Consider the following 16,468-nt stretch of genomic DNA (forward strand, 5'->3'; position numbering starts at 1 on the left):
CTCTTATCCGCCTGTTGCCTACCCACCCTGCATGGGAAAGGGAAACACGGCGAACGGCGGCGACGGGCCGCGCAAACCGCCAGACGGCGGCCCCAGCGGGCCGTCGGGGCCGCCGGAACCCCCGGAACCTCCCGAGGGCGGGGCCCCGGGGTCGGACACTTCGGCCGACTCGGCCGCCGACCTGCGGGCAGTCCTCGACCGGACGACCGACGCGGTGTACGCGCTCGACGCCGAACTCCGGTACGTCTACGTCAACGACGCCGGCGATACGCTCAGCCGCCGGTTGTTCGACGTCCCCTGCGAGGAGATGCTCGGCGAGGTCGTCTGGGAGGTCTACCCCGCACTCGAAGCCACGGAGCTGTACCGGGGGTGCCGCGAGGCGATGGAGACCCAGGCACCGGTCGCGTTCGAGGAGTATTACCCGCCGGGTGAGTCGTGGTTCGACGTCCGATGCCACCCCTCCGAGTCGGGGCTGACCGTCTACGTCCGGGACGTCACCGACCGCAAGCGCCGCGAACGCGCGCTCGAACAGTTCGAGGCCATCGTCGACACCACAGCCGACGGCGTCTACGTCCTCGACGACGAGTACCGGTTCACGCTCGTCAACGACGCCTACGCCGACATGGTGGGGTACGGGCACGACGAGTTGGTCGGCGAACACGCCTCGACGGTCCTGAACGCCGAGACGTTCGAACGGGCCGACGAGGTCCGCCGGGAGATGGGCGACGACGAGAGCGTGACCGTCGAAGTCGAGTTACTGCGGAGCGACGGGGCGACCGTCCCCGTCGAGGGTACGCTCACGCCGTTTCCGCTGACCGACGACAGTACGGGGACGGTCGGCGTCGTCCGTGACCTCACGGAACGACGGGCCCTCGAAGCCGAGAAGCGGGCGGTCGAATGCGAGAAGGCGGCCGCGCTGAACCGAGTGAGTGACGTCGTCTGGGCCCTCGACGCGGAGTGTCGGTACACGTATCTCAACAGCGGTGCGCGAGAGATTGCCGCCCAGTGGATCGGCGAGTCGGCCGACGACCTGTACGGGCGCGTCCTCTGGGACGCGATTCCCGAGACGAAAGAACTCGGTATCCACGAGGCGGTCCGGCGAGCACTCGACAGTCAGGAGTGCGTCGACCTCGTCGAACACCTCCCGCAGGTCGACCGGTGGTTCGAATCGCAGCTCTACCCCTCGGAGTCGGGCGTCACCATCTACTCCCGGGACGTGACCGACCGCAAGCGACTCGAATCCGAACTCGACGACGTCCTGGACCGCATCACCGACGGCTTCTACGCGCTCGACCGGGAGTTCCGCGTCGTGCGCTGGAACGACGAGATGGCCGCCCGCCTGGGCGTGTCGGCCGACGAACTCGTCGGCGAGAAGATCACCGAGTGCTTCCCCGAGTTCCGCGACGGCGACGTCTACCCCCGGTTCGTCGAGGCGCTTTCGACCCAGGAGGCGGTGACCTTCGAGAACTACGAGGAGCGCTGGGGCGTGTGGGCCGAGATCACCGTCTACCCCTCGGCGGCCGGCCTCTCGGTGTACTCGCGCGACGTCACGGAGCGCAAGGAGCGGGAACTCGAACTCGAAGCGACGCGCAACCGACTCGAACTCGCGCTGACGGGGACCGACAACGGCGTGTGGGAGTGGAACCGCCGAACCGACGAGGTGGTCTGGGACGAAACCGCAGAGCGCATCTTCGGCGTCGAACCCGGCGAGTTCGAGGGGACCGCCCAGGCGTTCTTCGAGCGGGTCCACCCCGAGGACGCCGACCGGGTCGCCGAGTGCGACTGGGTGAGCGGTCCGGGCGCGACCTCCACCCCGCTCGAACACCGCGTCCTGCGGGACGACGGCGACGAGCGGTGGGTCGAGTGTCGCGGCCGGGTCGACGACGCCGACGCCGACCGCGTCGTCGGCCTCATCCGAGACGTGACCGACCGCAAGGAGCGCGAGCGGGAACTCGAACGGTACGAAACCATCGTCCGGACCGCCAGCGACGGCATCTACGCGGTCGACGACGACCTGCGATTCACTCTGGTCAACGACGCCTTCGCGGAGATGACCGGCTACGACCGCGCGGAACTGCTCGACGCGGACCTCTCGCTCATCGTCGAGGAGGAGACGCTCGCGGAGTCGTTCGAGGTCAGAGAGCACATCCGCTCGGGCGAGCGCGAAGTCGGCGTCATCGCCGACGACCTGCTCCGGCGGGACGGCGAACGCCTCCCGGTGGAGTCCAGAATCGCGCTCCTGGCGGCCGACGGCGACTACCGCGGGTCGGTCGGCGTCACCCGGGACATCTCCGAGCGACTGGAACACGAGCGCGAACTCGAAGCCCGCACGGAGCGCCTCGAATCGCTGGTCGACAACGGTCCGCTGGTGGTGTACGCCCTCGACGCCGAGGGCCGGTTCACCCTCTCGGAGGGCGCGGGCCTCGACGCCCTCGGCCTTGAACCCGGCGAGGTCGTTGGCGAGTCGGTGTTCGACGTCTACGCCGACAACCCCGGCATCGTCGACTCCCACCGCCGGGCGCTCGCGGGCGAGACGGTCCACTCGACCCACGAGGTCGACGGGCGGGTCTTCGACAACGCCGTCAGACCCACCGTCGACGACGACGAGGTCGTCCGCGTGGTCGGCGTCGCCTTCGACGTGACCGAGCGGACCCGGTACGAGGGGGCGCTCACGGCGCTCCACGGCACGGCGCGACGACTGTCGAGCGCCGGGTCGGTCGAGGCCGTCTTCGAGGAGGTCGTCACGGCGGCGGCGGAGATCGCCGACCTCCCGTTCACCTGCATCTACGTCCCCGACGAAGCTGCGGGTGTCCTCAGACCCACGACGTACACCGAACACGTCTCCTCCGCGCTCGAAGACGCGCCGACGGTCCCGGCCGACGACAGCATCGTTGGCGCCGTCTACGCCGCGGGGACGGCCGCCAGCTTCGACGACATCCACGAGTCGCCCGACCTGTTCGACCGGTCGTACTCGGCCAGGAGCGGCGTGTTCGTCCCGCTGGGCGACCACGGCGTCCTCGCCGCGGGGTCGACCGAACTCGGCGCGTTCGACGAACACACCCGTCGGCTGACCGAACTGCTGGCCGCGACCGCCGAGGCCGCCCTCGACCGCGTCGAGCGCGAGCGCGAGGTCACCGAGTGGGGCGAGCGCCTCGAATCGGTCGTCGAGAACGCGCCGCTCGCGGTCCACACCCTCGACGCCGAGGGCCGGTTCACCCTCTCGGAGGGCGCGGGCCTCGACGCCCCGGCATCGACCCCGGCGAACTCGTCGGCGAGTCCGTCGACGACCTGTTCGGCGACGATCCGCGACTCAGCGCGCTCTACGACCGCGCCTACGACGGCGAACCGGCCCACGCGGTGGTCGAACGCGACGGCGTCGCGTTCGAGAACTGGACCAGGCCCATCTTCGACGACGACGGCGAGGTGGCCCGCGTCATCGGCGTCGCCCTCGACGTCACCGAGCGCGCCCAGTACGAGGGCGCGCTCGCCGCCCTCCACCGGTCGAGCCGCGACCTCCTGGACGCCAAAACCGGGAACGACATCGCGAGCAAGGTGGTCGAGGCCAGCACCGAGGTGCTCGATCTGACGGGCGTCGTGGTCTACCTGTTCGACGAGGACGAGAACGTCCTCCGGCCGGCGGCGTACTCGCCCGACGTGCCCGCCACGGTCGGCGAACCGCCGACGTACGGCCCGGCGTCCAGCATCACGTGGAACGCGTTCGTCACGGGCGAAACCGCCTCGTTCGACGATGTCCGCGAGTCCGAACACGTCGCGAACCCCGACACGGCGGTTCGGAGCGGACTCTACATCCCGCTGGGCGACCACGGCGTGCTGGCGGTCATCTCGCCCGAACACGACGTGCTCACCGACGAGACGGTCGAACTCATCGACCTGTTCGCCGCCACCGCCGAAACCGCCCTCGACCGCGTCGCCCGGGAGCGCGCGGTCCGAAATCACCGGTGGGAACTCCGGGAGCAGGCGGCCCGGCTCGAACAGTTGAACGAGATAAACGAACAGCTCCGGCGGGTCGAGCGCGTGCTGGTGTTCGAAACCACCCGGGACGACATCGAGCGCGCGGTCTGCGAGCAGTTGACGGCGAGCGACCGCTTCGCGTTCGCCTGGATCGGCGAAGTCGAAGACGGCGAGGTCGAGGACGGCGACCTGTCGCCGCGGGCCTGGGCCGGCACCGAGCGGGGCTACTTCGACGCCGTCTCCGACCCCGACGAACCGGCCGCTCGTACCGCCCGGACCGGCGACGTCACCGCGGTCGAGAACGTCGCCGACGGACTCAGGCGCGAACCGTGGCGGAGCGAGGCGCTCTCGCGGGGCTACCAGTCGGTCGTCGCGGTCCCGCTGGTCTACGACGACCTCGACTACGGGGTGCTCACCGTCTACGCGACCAGGGCCGACGCCTTCGACGCGATGTTCCGGACCGTCTTCGCCGAACTCGGCGACACCATCGCCCACGCCGTCGACTCCGCCGAAACCAAACACGGCCTGCTGACCGACGGCGTGGTCGAACTCGACCTCCGGGTGCCCGAGGCGGCCGACCCGCTCGCCCACGTCGCGCGCGAAACCGGCGGACGAACCACCTTCGAGGGCGTCGCACCTCACCCGGACGGAACGCGCGTCTTCTTCTCGGCGACCGGAACGTCGGCGGCGGAGATCGTCGACGCCGCCGAGGAGTCGGTCGCGGTCCGGTCGATTCGGGTCGTCTCGGACCGCGACGACGGCGGCCTCTTCGAACTCACGGCCGACGGCGAACTCCTCGCGACCACGCTGAGCGACCACGGTGCGCTCCCCCGCGAGATCGAAACCGAAAACGGCCGGACCCGCCTGGTCGTCGAACTCCCCCGGACCGACGACGTGCGCTCGTTCGTCGAGATGCTCCGGACCGTCTACCCCGGCACCGAACTCGCGGCGCGTCGCGACCACGACCGGCCCGTCCGGACCCGCGAGACGTTCGCCGACAGCCTGCGAGCCCAACTCACCGACCGCCAGCGCGAGGTGCTCCGGACCGCCTACTTCAGCGGCTACTTCGCCACGCCCCGCGAGTCCACCGGCGAAGAGGTCGCCGAATCGCTCGACATCACCCAGCCCACCTTCGCCAACCACCTCCGGGCGGCCGAGCGGAAACTGTTCGAACTCCTCTACGAATCGTAGAACGGTGTTCGAACCCCTGCCCCAGACATAGGACGCCCGCCGCGGGCGGGGGCTATCTATCTAGGTGCGGGTCGCCGCGACGGCTAGATAGCACGATAGAAGGGCTATCCCTCGGGGGTCCTTTGCAGAGAGTGTGAACGATGACCGCACGACCTACTGACACCGTCTGCCTGCCGCGCCGCGACTCGTCGGTGAGCGCGCTCGTCGTCGAGGCCCTCGCGGCGTGTGCGGACACGGACCCGACGGAACTCGGCGTGACCCTCTACGACACCGTCGACCCCGACGCACTCGACAAGATATTCTGTGCGAAGGCCGACGGGACGCCCCGAACGGGCGGCCGAGTCGTCTTCCGAATCGGCGAGTGTCGGGTCGAGGTCACCGAAGAGACGGTGAGCGCCACCCCCGAACCCCTCGCCTGACGATGGCCGACGACGAGACCGACGCGAAACACGGCGGCGCCGCCACCCGCCGCCACGACGCCCGATGCGCCGAGTGCGACGCCCGCATCGACACCAGCCGCTGGTACCCCATCGTCACCAGAATCGTCGACGACGAAGTGCGACTGCACTCGTTCTGCGACGAGCACTGCCGCGACGCCTGGGAACGAGCGGTCGAACCTCACGACGCACCATGACACAGAAACGAACCAGACACCAAGCCGACCCGGTTGTCCTCTACACCGAGTACGCCCACCAGACCGCCACGATAGGACTGCTGTTCGACCCCGACAACGACGCCGCCTGGATCGAATCCGACTGCACCGTGACCGTCGAATCGTAGTCCGTATTCGAGCGACACCCGCACCGCGAGGCGAACGACTGCCCGTTCTCTAACCGATTCGACGCGCGAGAATCGAGTTCCGAATCCGAACGCGAAAACCGAGTAATCGTCGAGCGAGGCGTCGCCGGACTATCCGCCAAACATCTCGCGCATCATCGGGTGCATCTCCATCAACTGCTCCTCGGCGATCTCCTCGTACAGTTTGTACGTGATGGAAACCGTCAGCAGCAGGCCGGTCCCGGAGACGCCACCGATGGTGCCGAGCATGTTGGCCATCACCGCGAGCAGGCCCACCAGCGCGCCGCCGATGACGGTGACCTGCGGGATGTACCGCTCCATCACCTTCTCGATGACGCCGGTGTTCTGGCGGAAGCCCGGAATCTGCATCCCGGAGTTCTGAATCTGTTCGGCCGTCGCCTCCGGCCCCATGTCGGTCGTCTCGACCCAGAAGACCGCGAAGATGGCGCCGCCGACGACCATGAACCCGAGGTCGATGAGGATGCGGATGATGATCTGCCAGGGCTCGTTACCGGTCGTCCCGGCCCACCACATCCACTGCTGGGGCGACTGGATGGGCGCGAGGTAGTAGAACAGCCCGCCGGTGGGCTGGCCCTGCGAGTACGTCCCCAGCCAGTCGGGCATCCCACTGGCCTGAAGCTGGCTGTAGAGGATGCGCCCGAGGAACTGGAGGTTCGCCTGGAGCGCCCGGACGAGAATCATCGGCAGGACGCTCGCGTAGATGAGCTTCACGGGGAAGCGACCGCGTGCTCCCTTCACCCGCGAGTGGCTGAGCGGAATCTCGACCCGGACGCTCTCCGCGTAGACGACGATGCCGAAGATGAGCAGCGTCGTGACGATGGCGATGAGGCCACCCGGCCCGGTCAGCAGGTACTGGATGCCGCCGCCGCCCAGCAGCGGGGGCATGTTCTGGGCGCTCCCGGTGACGATGGCTACCCACGAGGGGATGATACCGGTCGGCCCCTGGAGGCTCGGCCACGCGAACATGCCGCCGATGAGCCGCTGGCTCACGCCCGCGATGATGAACAGCCCGATACCGGAGCCGACGCCCCACTTGCTGACGATCTCGTCCATGAACAGGACGAGGATGCCGCCCACCGCGATCTGGGCGAAGATGAGCCACTTGACGCCCATCGTGCCGATGCCCAGACTCTGGGCGACCTGCGGGTCTGCGGGCAGGAAGTCTCCGGCGAACACCATCGGCAGGCCGGTCAGGCAGATCATCACCAGCACCAGCACCTTCTGGAGGCCCTGGTAGAGGATCTGGTCGCGCGGGTCGTTGGTGTCGAGTCCGAGGAGGTCGGCACCGCCGAGCAGTTGCAAGACGATAGACGCGGTGACGATCGGACCGATGCCCAGTTGGAGGACTGTACCCTGCCCGCCTGCGAGTATCGAGCGGAACTGCCCGAACAGGTCGGCGCCGGTGTTGGCACCGTACAGGTAGACGTTCGTCAGGAAGAAATACAGAACGAGCACTCCAGCGGTCCACCCCAGCTTTCGCTTGAAGGGCACGTGGCCCTCCGGTCTTCGCACGGAGGGCATCCGCGTGAGTACTGGTTCCGCCGCTTCTTTCCAACCCATATATCGCAATACATCGGACGGGGGCTTGTATGTGCTTCGCTTTGTGCCCCGATTGCGAGTCCGACCGTACGGCGATAGGAACGGCCTATACGGCGGTATTGCTCGTTGCGCGACGGCACCCTACTCCGGCGCTCAGCCGGCCGGTCACGACGTGGACTCGTCGACCCGAAACTCGAAGCGCGCGCCGCCCATCTCGCTCTCGGACACCGCACACGTCCACGCGTAGGCCGCCGCCAGCTGACCGACGAAGGTGAGGCCGAGACCGATACCGTCCGCGCACGTGGTGTGGCCCGCCTCGAAGACGGCCTCGCGGTCGGCGTCCGGGATGCCGGGACCGTCGTCGGCCACGAAGAACCCGTCTCCGTCCGGGAGGTCGCCGATACGGACGGTCACGTCCGGTCCGGCGTGTTCGACCGAGTTCGAAAAGAGGTTCTCCAGCAGGTGCCAGAGGTGAATCGCGTCGGCCGAAACCGTGCAGTCGGTGTCGACTATCAGCTCCGCCGAAGCGACGCCCATGTCGTCCCAGACGTCGGTGGCCGCGTCCGCCAGCGACACCTCCTCCTGGGCGAGCGGCGCGTCGGTCGTTCGCGTCGTGATGAGCAGGACGTCGATCATCTCCTCGATGCGCGAGAGCGCGGTCTCGACCTCGGCGACCGCCGCCGAGTCGCCCTCGGCCGCTCGCCGGAGGTAGATCTGGGCGATCTGGAGCGGGTTGCGGAGTTCGTGGGCGAGCATGCTCGCGAACGATTCGAGGCGGTTGTTCTGGCGCTGGAGCTGTCGTTCGTTCCGTCGGAGGTCGATGGTGGCCCGGGTCCGGTCGTGGAGCGTTCGGAGCATCCGGTCGACCTCGTAGGCCGGGCGGTCCGGGCCGAAGTACTCCTCGGGCGGCGTGTAGTAGTAGTTGTGACACACCGTGCTGTCGTACACCAGGTGCGGGTGGGTCCGGACGATGTCGCGGATGGTCTCCTCCGGCAACTGGTTGCGGTTGTACTGGCAGAGCGCGATGCAGTCCTCGTCGTCGAACAGCGCGTTCACCCGCGACTCGTACGCCATGAAGTCCTCGAGCGACACGCCGTCGGGCATCAGCCACGCGGTTTCGGCCGCGATGCGGAGGGCGGTGTAGTCCTCGGCCTTGGCCTCCTCGATGGCGTCGGCGTAGAGGTCGATCATCGCGCCGGGGTCGAACGTCTCGTCCTTCAGGTAGGTGTCGTACTGGGTGTGGAAGGTGAGCGCGCCCGACGCCATCGCGCCGTCGACGTCCACCCCGGCCTCGCGCATCGCCGCGAGCACCTCGGCCTTCGTGTTGTCGCCGGTGACGTACATGCAACGCTCGCCGCGTTCGAGGCCCTGTTCGACGAACGGCACGGCGGTCGCGAGTTGCTGGTCTCGGTCCTCGTAGATGAGCGCGAGGTGGTCGTTGCACTGGTGGTCGAGCGGTTCGACCGGCCCGCGGAACTCGGAACTCTCGCGCAGCGCTTCCAGGCCGCTCTCCAATCCGAGCGTCGGTCGCGGGTCCGGCGTCGATGATGTATCCTGACTCATTGTCTCCCCGGTGGTTCGAGAGTATCGACGCGAGGGACGTAGTCCAGCGCTCGGCCCGCTCGGGCCGACGGACCGAACTTTCCACCTACCACTCATCGTCGCGCGTAACGGCTGATTTCCCGAACTGGAATCCCACTAAGTAGCCGAAGTCCTTAAGAGCTCGGGAGCAAGCCGGGATTAAAAACGGAGTCGTCGGCCGAGTTACTCGGCTTCGGCGGCTTCTTCGTCTGCGTCGGCTTCGTCTTCCTCGGCTTCCTCGGCGCGGTCGCTGAGGACGGCGTCGCCGCCCGCCTCCTCGATGAGCTCGACCGCGGACGCCGAGAAGGCGTCGGCGGTGATCTCGAGGTGGTTGCGGACCTGGCCGTTGCCGAGCACCTTCACGGCGTCGGCGTCCCAGCCGTCCTCGACCACGTCGCGGGCGTCGACGGCGTAGCCGCCGTCGATCTCCTCCGCGACGCCGTCGGCCGCCAGCAAGGCGGCGTCTTCGTCGAGTTTCTGCACGTCCACTTCGAGGACGGTGTCCTGGACCTTCTCGGGCCGGGTGAACCCGTGCTTGCCGAGCGGTTCGTAGTTGTGGAACTCGTGTTTGGCGCGTCCCGCGCGACCGCGGCCGCCGCGGTGACCGGCGCCGCGCCGGTTCTTGTGGCTGCCGCCGCCGTGGGTTCGGGACCCGCGCTGTCGTCGTTTCTTGTCGGTCATGGTTATCGCATCGCCTTGAGCAGCGAGTCTATCTGCTCGGTGTCGTGCTTGCCGAGTTCGCCGCCCTCCGGGACGGGATGCTTGAGTCCGTCGTGGCCGCCGCGGGGCGGGTGGAGTCGGAGGACGGGGGTGAGCCCCTGCTCGCGCAGGGTCGTCTCCTCGTCTAAGAGCGCCGACGCGAGGTCGGCGACGTCGTCGTAGTCGGTGTTGTCGCCGACCCACTCGTCGTCAACCGCCTCCGAACCCTCGATGGGTTCGGCGCGCTTGCGGAGCACCGTCTCCAGGACGTCCTGGCTCGGCTCGCCGTACGCGGTGTAGTCGTTGACCTTGGTGATCATCCCGCGGTAGGTGTCCGTGTCGGGCACCAGCGCGCAGTGGTTCACCTTGTGGATGTTGAGCATCTCCAAGGTATCCTTGGTCTTCTGGGACATGTCGACCTCACCGCGGAGTTGGACGACGGCCTTCATCACTCGGCCACCTCCTCGAAGTCGGCGGTCCGGCCTCGCGGGCCGCGGGACTCCGCGGCGTTCTCCAGCGCGTTGTAGGTCGCCTTCGCGAGGTTGAGCGTCGTCCGGGTGTTGCCGTGGCTCTTCGTCCAGGCGTTCTCGACGCCGCCGAGCGCCAGGATCTTCCGGACGGTGTCGGTGGCGGCGAGTCCCAGCCCGGTCGGGGCGGGAATCAGTTCGACCTCGACGCTGCCGGCCTTGCCGGTCGTCCGGCGAGCCAGCGAGTGAGGTCGTTCGCTTCGGTCTTCCCAGGAGCCCGCGCCGCGGTTGACCTGGATCATGTTCAGCTTCGCGATCTCGATCGCCTTCTGGATCGCGCCGCCGACCTGGTCGTCGCGGCCCTCCGCGTAGCCGACGTAGCCGTCGCGGTTACCGATGGCGACGACACAGCGGAACTTCACGCGGCGGCCGGAGTCGGTCATCCGCTGGACCATGTTGATGTCCAGCACCTCGTCCTCCAGCCCCGGCAGGAGCTGGTCGACGAGTTCCGGCTCCTTCAGCGGGAGCCCGGAGTTGAGGGCATCCTCCATCGTGTCGATTTCGCCCTCGACGACTTTGCGGCCGAGACGGGTCTGGGGTTCCCAGCCGTTGTGGTTAGCACACATACGTTATTCCTCCTGAAGCGTTTCGAGCACGTCATCGAAGTGCTCGGGCAGTTCGGTCGCGTCGAAGTCGCCGCTGTAGAGCGGCTCGTCGAGCTGTTCTGCGTACTCGGCGATGTCCTCGCCGCGGTTGCGCGACCAGTCGGCCAGCACCGACTCGTTGTGCGGCACGTCGAGGCCGGCGTCGATGGCGCCTTCCTGCACCGCGAAGACTTTGCTGCCGGGGGTCGCCGTGTTGAGGCCGATGTCGAGCACCGCCTCGTCGAGGCCGGCTTCGACCGCGCGCTTGCCGAGCAGGTAGCCCGTAAGGTACGCGCTCGGAATGTTACCGGTCGGGGCTTCCCAACCGTACTCTTCGAGGTCGCCGGAGTACGCACTGACCTTCGTCTCGTCGCCGTCCGGGCCCATCGTGACCAGCTGCGCCCTGACGTGCTGGTTGCTCTTGCGAGCGACCAGCCGGGGCTTGCCCGATTTCAGCAGGCGCAACCTCTGATGGTAGTCGGTCCGGACCTCGCGGCGACGGCGCATCGGCACCGTGTATCGTGGTCCTGTTGCCATGGTTAGTAGTTGTTCTCGATGTAGTTGAGCAGGTACTGGACGCTCTCGAACTCCCCGCCCTTGGACTTGTCGTATAGGTCGCGGTACTGCGACTGCGTGACCTCGCCCTCGGCGCGAAGCTCCTTGAGCTTCCGTCGCTGTGCTCGGATGTTCTGCTCCCACTGTTCCTTGCGCTGCTGGCGGCCGCCGGCCTTGCCGCGGCGCTTGCCGGGGCCGGTTCGGTGGCCGTAGTCGCGCTTGGCCTTGCGCTCGCGCGCACGGCCGCGGGAGTTGCCTTTCTTCTCTTTCGCGGCGATGGAGCCGTCGTCGACCAGTTCGCGGATGTCCTCGCGGGTGATCGCCTCCGCGATGGCACCCTGTGCGTCGGGGTCGAACCAGACGCGGCTCTCGCCGACGTCCAGCACGTCGGATGCGAGTCGCTTCTGTGCACTCAGGTCAGTCATTCTTCGACCTCCACTTCGACGTAGGTCGGGTTCAGGACGCGGATGCCCTGCTCTTCGGCCTGTTCTTCGATGCGCTCGCGCTTGCGAGCGCCGACCTTCGAGCCGATTCGGACCGCTTCCACGTCGCCGTCGACGCCCTCTAGGTCGTCGACGTTGTGGACGCGAACCTCGTCGAAGCCGCTGGGGTGCTTGCCGCGCACCGCGGTCGGCGAGCGGAAGCCCGCCTCGACCTTCGGGCCCTTGCCCTTGATGCCGCGGCGCTGCTTGCTGAGTTTGCCGCGGGGGCGCCGCCACGAAGTCGGCGTCCGCTTCTTCTTGTGGTAGTCCTGCCGGTTGAACTGCGGCTTACCGACCCGCTTGCGCTGGGCGAGCAGTTCCTGCTCGCGCTCGCTGAGGTCGGGGGTCTTGGAAACCAGCCCGCGGGGCTGGAGTTCGGTCTCGACCTCCTCGGCCGGTTCCTCCTCGGCTTCGGTCTCTTCCTCTTCGATCTCGGCTTCGGTCTCCTCTTCGACTTCGAGACCGCCCACGTCGGCCTTGATGCGGGCCGCGAGCGCGTTCCCGATGCCCTCGACCTCCGCGAGATCGCTCTGTTCGGCGGCCTTGACGTCCTCGACGGACTCGAAGCCCGCCTCTCGGAGCGCCTCGGCCTTCGAGGAGCCGACGCCGCTGATGTCTTCGAGATTCTGGAGTTCGTCGTCTGCCATGCGTTAGGCACCTCCCGTCGAGGGTTTCTCGGTGATGTACACTCCGTCCTGGAAGACGCGAGTGTCCTTGCCCTGCACGCGGGTCAACTGCTCGATGTCGGCGGCCGTCTGGCCGACGTCTTCGATGTTGGGCCCGCTGAGCGTGAGCGTCTCGTCGTTCACTTCGACCGTCGTGTCGCCGTGGATGGTGGCGCGGCGCGCGGCCCGTTCACCGAGGAAGTTCTCGATGACGACCTCGTCGCCTTCCGAGCGGACCTGCATCGGGAAGTGGGAGTAGAACACCTCCATGGTGTACTCCCAGCCCTCGGTCACGCCGTGGATCATGTTTCGCACGTGGCTCTCGAAGGTGCCGATGGTCGCCGTCGTCTTGGCGTCCTCGGCGTCGCTCTCGATGGCCACGGTGTCGTCCTCCACCGATACGGACACGTCCGGGTACCAGAGGCGTCGCGTGACGCTCCCGTTGGGGCCATCGACGGTGAGGTCGAGGTGGTCCGTTTCGGCGGTCACGTCGTCCGGAATTTCTAGTTCTGTTCGTGCCATGGTTCTAGTAGACGTACGCGATGACCTGGCCACCGACGCCCTGTTCGCGGGCCTCGTAGTGGCTCATGACGCCGCGGCTGGTCGTGACGACGAGCGCCCCGTAGTCGCGGGCGGGGAGGAACCGCTTCTCCCACTTCTCGAACTCGTCTGCGCCCGCCGAGTAGCGGGGCTTGACCGCGCCGCATTCGTTGATCGCGCCTTTCAGTTCGACCTCGAACTCTCCGGCCTTGCCGTCGTCGACGAACTCGAAGCCGTCGATGTACCCGCGGTCGTAGAAGACCTCGAGTACGCTGCCGATCTCGTTCGAGGCGGGTTGTACGGTGTGGTCCAGGTGTCCGACGCTCTCGGCGTTGTCGATGCCCGAAAGCGCGTTGGACAGCGGATCGTTTCCTGCCATTGTTATCGGTACTTCTTGAATCCCATGCTCCGGGCTATCTCCCGGAAGCACTGGCGACACAGATTGATGTCGTACTTGCCGACGAGACCCTGCTTGCGGCCGCAGCGCTGGCACTCGACGTACTGGCCGGTGCGCTTCTCTGCGTGCTCGCCGGTCGCCTCGGTTTCGTTTTCGCTCTCGCTCATTGATCGACCTCCACGTCGAAGTTGGCTTCGAGGAACGCGACCGCGTCCTCGACGGTCAGCTGGTGGCTCGAGGGAATCGAGCGCGACACCTTGTCGCGCTTCGCGATTCGGTAGCCGGGACGGACGAGGTTGACCGTCACGTCCAGGCCGTAGATGCCGACGTTCGGGTCGTACTCCTGGCTCGGGAACTCGGTGTGTTCCGCGACCCCGAAGCTGAAGTTGCCCGTGTCGTCGAACTGCCGCTTGCGGATGTTCGCGAGCGGCAGGGCCGTCCGGAGGAACTCCTCTGCCTCCTCGTCGCGGAGGGTAACCTTCGCGCCGATGGGGTCGCCCTGCCGGATGCCGAACTCGGGCTTGGTGGACTTCGCCAGCGTCCGAACGCTCTGCTGGCCGGTGACGTCCTCGAGGATCTCCTCGGCGTTCGCGAGTTCGCGGCCGCCCTCGCCGACGCCCATGTGGACGACGACCTTCTCGATGGACGGTTCGCGCATCTCGTGGAAGTCTGCCTCGGCTTCGCTCATTCGTCGTCACCTCCGGTGAAGTTCTCGTCGATGACGACGACGTACTCCTCGACCGTCTCGAAGGTGCCGTCGTCGGTTTCGACGACGACGCTGTTCGAACCGCTGCCGGGCGTCACCTGGATCTCGGCGAGCTCGCCGACTTCGCCGGCGTGCTGGCCGCGAACCGCGGTCACGAGGCTCCCCTCTTCGTAGGGGAAGTGGGCGACGACTTCGCTGTCGTCGTTGTCGACGACGATGGAGTCGCCCGCGGCGTACTCGTTCGCGTCCTCGACGAGCAGGTTCTGCCCGTCGTGGAGGTTGAGTTGCGTCTGGCCGCCCGCGACCTGCGTCTTGTTCTCGATCTTCGCCAACTTGCTGTCGGCGGCGTCGGCGTCGATGGGCGTCAGCGCGAGCCGACCGCCCTCGTCGGGGAAGACGCGGTAGTACTCGTCGCGCTCGACGAACGCCAGGATGTCGAACATCCCGATGGGTCGGTCCTCGGCGGCGTTCTCGTCGCCGTTGACCAGGACGTTGCCCTGTTCGAGGGCGTAGCGCGCTTCCTTGCGCGACGCGACGTAGCCGAGCACGTCCCGCAGCACGATGAGCAGCGGGACGCCCTCTTCGCCGTGCGGGCCGGCGTCGGCCTTCACGGTGAAGGTTTCGGTCTTTCGCTCGACCGGCCAGGACTTCGGAACGGAGAGTCGTTTCTGGTGGTTGCTCATTCTTCGTCACCTCGCAGACGCGCTTCGCGTCGGTCGTCTTCGAGGTCGAGGTCCGTCACGCGGAGGTTGCTCGCGTCGAGCGACCGCTGGACTTCCTCGCCGTCGGCCTTCTCGACGGTCACGCCCTCGACTTCGATGGCGGCGTCGCGCAGGTCGACGTCCGTCACTTCGCCCTCTTCGCCGGCGAAGTCGCCGCGGAGCACCTCAACGGTGTCGCCCGCGTTGACGCGGACGCTCCGGGTGCCGTACTCCTCGCGGAGGTCGTCGGACAGCGTCGCCTTGACCTGCTTGTGACGCTCGTGCAGCGAAGCGTTCTGGGTCTTGTTTCGCTGTTTGCGTGGTTGTTTGGTCATACTATCATCGTAGCCGTGCTCGCAATGCTTCCGAACCGCTCGGCGACTTCTCGCGCGATGGGACCCTTGATCTCGGTCCCGCGAGGTTCCTCGACGTCGTCGATGATGACGGCGGCGTTGTCCTCGAACTTCACCCGGGTCCCGTCGGGACGCCGGATGGGCTTGCGCTGGCGGACGATGACGGCCTCCAGCACCTGCCGGCGCATCTCGGGGGTACCCTTGGTGACCGAGATGGTCACCTTGTCGCCGATACCCGCTTTGGGGTGTCGGCTCTTGGTGCCCGAGTAGCCGGAGACGCTGATGACCTTGATCTCGCGTGCGCCCGTGTTGTCGGCGCAGTTGAGGAGCGAGCCCTTCTCGAGGCCCTGAGTCACGTCAGCCTTCAGCGCTTCCATCAGTCGTCACCTCCGTCGGTGTCGCCGGTCGTCTCCTCCTCGGCGGATTCGGAGTGTCTGGTGCCGCCCGCCCCGAAGTCCTCCGTCGTGTCGAGCGTCTCGACGACGACGTGGCTCTTGGTCTTCGAGAGCGGTCGGGTCTCTGCTATACGAACCGTGTCGCCGACTTCCAGGCCGAGGCATTCCGGCGCGTGCGCCGGAACGCGGGACCGACGTTTCATGTATCGGTCGTACTTCGGCACCGGAACGTCGTACTCGCGTTCGACGATCACGGTCTTGTCCATATCTGTGGAGGCGACCTCGCCTTCGAGCGTCTGTCCTCGCACGGAGAGCGTTCCGTGGAACGGACAGTTCTCGTCGGAGCAGGTCTCCTCCGGTTCGTCTACGTTCAGTCCTATCGCCATTGTGATTCACCTGACTTCTCGGTGCGCAGTGCGGGTCGTGAGAGCAGCCGCGATCCATCCACCGTAACGTAGGCCGCGCCCTCGCAAGAGCCAGACTGACCGGCGCGGACGCCGGCAGTTTCCGACCCAAGTTCGGACGCGGTCCCCGACCGGTTACCCCGGTCGGCGGGTTCATCTGTGATCGCGAACTCGAACGTCGAGCCCTGCTTTTGCACCTGCCGCACCCGAGAGCCGGACTCGACGCTCAGGGTCCCCTGCGTCTCGGCGACCACCCGACCCTCGATTCCCACGAGGGACGGGTTGGCCGCGTCGACGACGCGGACGGGGAGGCCGATGAGCTCGTGTCGAGTCAGGTTCTCGGGTGTCAGTGGCATGG

Annotated in this window: 21 protein-coding genes and 1 pseudogene; 5 read left to right on the forward strand and 17 right to left on the reverse strand. The window is 67.3% G+C overall.

The window, feature by feature from the left end:
• Positions 1-31 precede the first annotated feature (31 nt).
• The 5 genes and pseudogenes from NGM07_RS07060 to NGM07_RS07080 all read left to right on the forward strand — a co-directional run.
• Positions 32-3,097 (forward strand): annotated as a pseudogene (locus NGM07_RS07060) (PAS domain S-box protein); the annotation flags it as partial.
• 41 nt (positions 3,098-3,138) lie between these two features.
• On the forward strand, positions 3,139-5,163 hold the full coding sequence (locus tag NGM07_RS07065; protein WP_253518812.1) for a bacterio-opsin activator domain-containing protein: 2,025 nt from the start codon (positions 3,139-3,141) through the stop codon (positions 5,161-5,163).
• 140 nt (positions 5,164-5,303) lie between these two features.
• Positions 5,304-5,582 (forward strand): HalOD1 output domain-containing protein, encoded by a 279-nt coding sequence (locus NGM07_RS07070; protein WP_253518815.1) that lies wholly within the window; start codon positions 5,304-5,306, stop codon positions 5,580-5,582.
• 2 nt (positions 5,583-5,584) lie between these two features.
• Positions 5,585-5,797 carry a DUF7576 family protein gene (locus NGM07_RS07075; protein ID WP_253518817.1) on the forward strand — a complete coding sequence of 71 codons (213 nt, stop codon included), beginning with the start codon at positions 5,585-5,587 and terminating at the stop codon, positions 5,795-5,797.
• The gene (locus NGM07_RS07080; RefSeq protein WP_253518819.1) at positions 5,794-5,943 is read left to right on the forward strand and encodes a hypothetical protein; all 150 of its coding nucleotides are present in this window, start codon (positions 5,794-5,796) and stop codon (positions 5,941-5,943) included. The genes NGM07_RS07075 and NGM07_RS07080 overlap by 4 nt, the downstream gene beginning before the upstream one ends.
• A 129-nt stretch (positions 5,944-6,072) precedes the next feature.
• Here NGM07_RS07080 and secY read toward each other — a convergent pair whose 3' ends face one another.
• The 17 genes from secY to NGM07_RS07165 all read right to left on the reverse strand — a co-directional run bounded on the left by secY (position 6,073) and on the right by NGM07_RS07165 (position 16,466).
• A complete protein-coding gene (gene secY / locus NGM07_RS07085) occupies positions 6,073-7,542 on the reverse strand; it encodes a preprotein translocase subunit SecY (RefSeq protein WP_253518820.1) in 1,470 nt (489 codons plus the stop codon).
• Positions 7,543-7,686: 144 nt separating this feature from the next.
• A complete protein-coding gene (locus NGM07_RS07090; protein ID WP_253518822.1) occupies positions 7,687-9,084 on the reverse strand; it encodes an MEDS domain-containing protein in 1,398 nt (465 codons plus the stop codon).
• A gap of 201 nt (positions 9,085-9,285) precedes the next feature.
• A complete protein-coding gene (locus NGM07_RS07095; RefSeq protein ID WP_253518824.1) occupies positions 9,286-9,783 on the reverse strand; it encodes an uL15m family ribosomal protein in 498 nt (165 codons plus the stop codon).
• Between the two features lie 2 nt (positions 9,784-9,785).
• Positions 9,786-10,250 carry a 50S ribosomal protein L30 gene (rpmD, locus tag NGM07_RS07100; protein WP_253518826.1) on the reverse strand — a complete coding sequence of 155 codons (465 nt, stop codon included), beginning with the start codon at positions 10,248-10,250 and terminating at the stop codon, positions 9,786-9,788.
• Positions 10,250-10,894: a 30S ribosomal protein S5 gene (locus NGM07_RS07105; protein ID WP_253518828.1), complete on the reverse strand. Its 645-nt coding sequence runs from the start codon at positions 10,892-10,894 to the stop codon at positions 10,250-10,252. The genes rpmD and NGM07_RS07105 overlap by 1 nt, the downstream gene beginning before the upstream one ends.
• Before the next feature lie 3 nt (positions 10,895-10,897).
• A complete protein-coding gene (locus NGM07_RS07110; protein WP_253518830.1) occupies positions 10,898-11,449 on the reverse strand; it encodes a 50S ribosomal protein L18 in 552 nt (183 codons plus the stop codon).
• 2 nt (positions 11,450-11,451) lie between these two features.
• A complete protein-coding gene (locus tag NGM07_RS07115; RefSeq protein WP_253518833.1) occupies positions 11,452-11,892 on the reverse strand; it encodes a 50S ribosomal protein L19e in 441 nt (146 codons plus the stop codon).
• A complete protein-coding gene (locus tag NGM07_RS07120; RefSeq protein WP_253518835.1) occupies positions 11,889-12,596 on the reverse strand; it encodes a 50S ribosomal protein L32e in 708 nt (235 codons plus the stop codon). Before NGM07_RS07120 ends, NGM07_RS07115 begins: the two co-directional genes overlap by 4 nt.
• A gap of 3 nt (positions 12,597-12,599) precedes the next feature.
• Positions 12,600-13,136, reverse strand: a complete 537-nt coding sequence (locus NGM07_RS07125; protein ID WP_253518836.1) for a 50S ribosomal protein L6 — start codon at positions 13,134-13,136, stop codon at positions 12,600-12,602.
• Between the two features lie 4 nt (positions 13,137-13,140).
• Positions 13,141-13,533 carry a 30S ribosomal protein S8 gene (locus tag NGM07_RS07130; RefSeq protein WP_253518838.1) on the reverse strand — a complete coding sequence of 131 codons (393 nt, stop codon included), beginning with the start codon at positions 13,531-13,533 and terminating at the stop codon, positions 13,141-13,143.
• Between the two features lie 2 nt (positions 13,534-13,535).
• Positions 13,536-13,718: a 30S ribosomal protein S14 gene (locus tag NGM07_RS07135; RefSeq protein ID WP_253518839.1), complete on the reverse strand. Its 183-nt coding sequence runs from the start codon at positions 13,716-13,718 to the stop codon at positions 13,536-13,538.
• Positions 13,715-14,239, reverse strand: a complete 525-nt coding sequence (locus tag NGM07_RS07140) for a 50S ribosomal protein L5 (RefSeq protein ID WP_253518841.1) — start codon at positions 14,237-14,239, stop codon at positions 13,715-13,717. The genes NGM07_RS07135 and NGM07_RS07140 overlap by 4 nt, the downstream gene beginning before the upstream one ends.
• Complete coding sequence (locus tag NGM07_RS07145; protein WP_253518842.1) at positions 14,236-14,940, reverse strand: 30S ribosomal protein S4e; 705 nt, start codon at positions 14,938-14,940, stop codon at positions 14,236-14,238. Before NGM07_RS07145 ends, NGM07_RS07140 begins: the two co-directional genes overlap by 4 nt.
• Positions 14,937-15,293 (reverse strand): 50S ribosomal protein L24, encoded by a 357-nt coding sequence (rplX, locus tag NGM07_RS07150; RefSeq protein ID WP_253518844.1) that lies wholly within the window; start codon positions 15,291-15,293, stop codon positions 14,937-14,939. The genes NGM07_RS07145 and rplX overlap by 4 nt, the downstream gene beginning before the upstream one ends.
• A complete protein-coding gene (locus NGM07_RS07155; protein ID WP_253518846.1) occupies positions 15,290-15,688 on the reverse strand; it encodes a 50S ribosomal protein L14 in 399 nt (132 codons plus the stop codon). The genes rplX and NGM07_RS07155 overlap by 4 nt, the downstream gene beginning before the upstream one ends.
• Positions 15,688-16,092: a 30S ribosomal protein S17 gene (locus tag NGM07_RS07160; protein WP_253518848.1), complete on the reverse strand. Its 405-nt coding sequence runs from the start codon at positions 16,090-16,092 to the stop codon at positions 15,688-15,690. The genes NGM07_RS07155 and NGM07_RS07160 overlap by 1 nt, the downstream gene beginning before the upstream one ends.
• Positions 16,083-16,466, reverse strand: a complete 384-nt coding sequence (locus NGM07_RS07165) for a ribonuclease P protein component 1 (protein ID WP_253518851.1) — start codon at positions 16,464-16,466, stop codon at positions 16,083-16,085. Before NGM07_RS07165 ends, NGM07_RS07160 begins: the two co-directional genes overlap by 10 nt.
• Positions 16,467-16,468: the final 2 nt, after the last annotated feature.

Source organism: Halorussus vallis (assembly GCF_024138165.1).
Lineage (GTDB): Archaea > Halobacteriota > Halobacteria > Halobacteriales > Haladaptataceae > Halorussus > Halorussus vallis.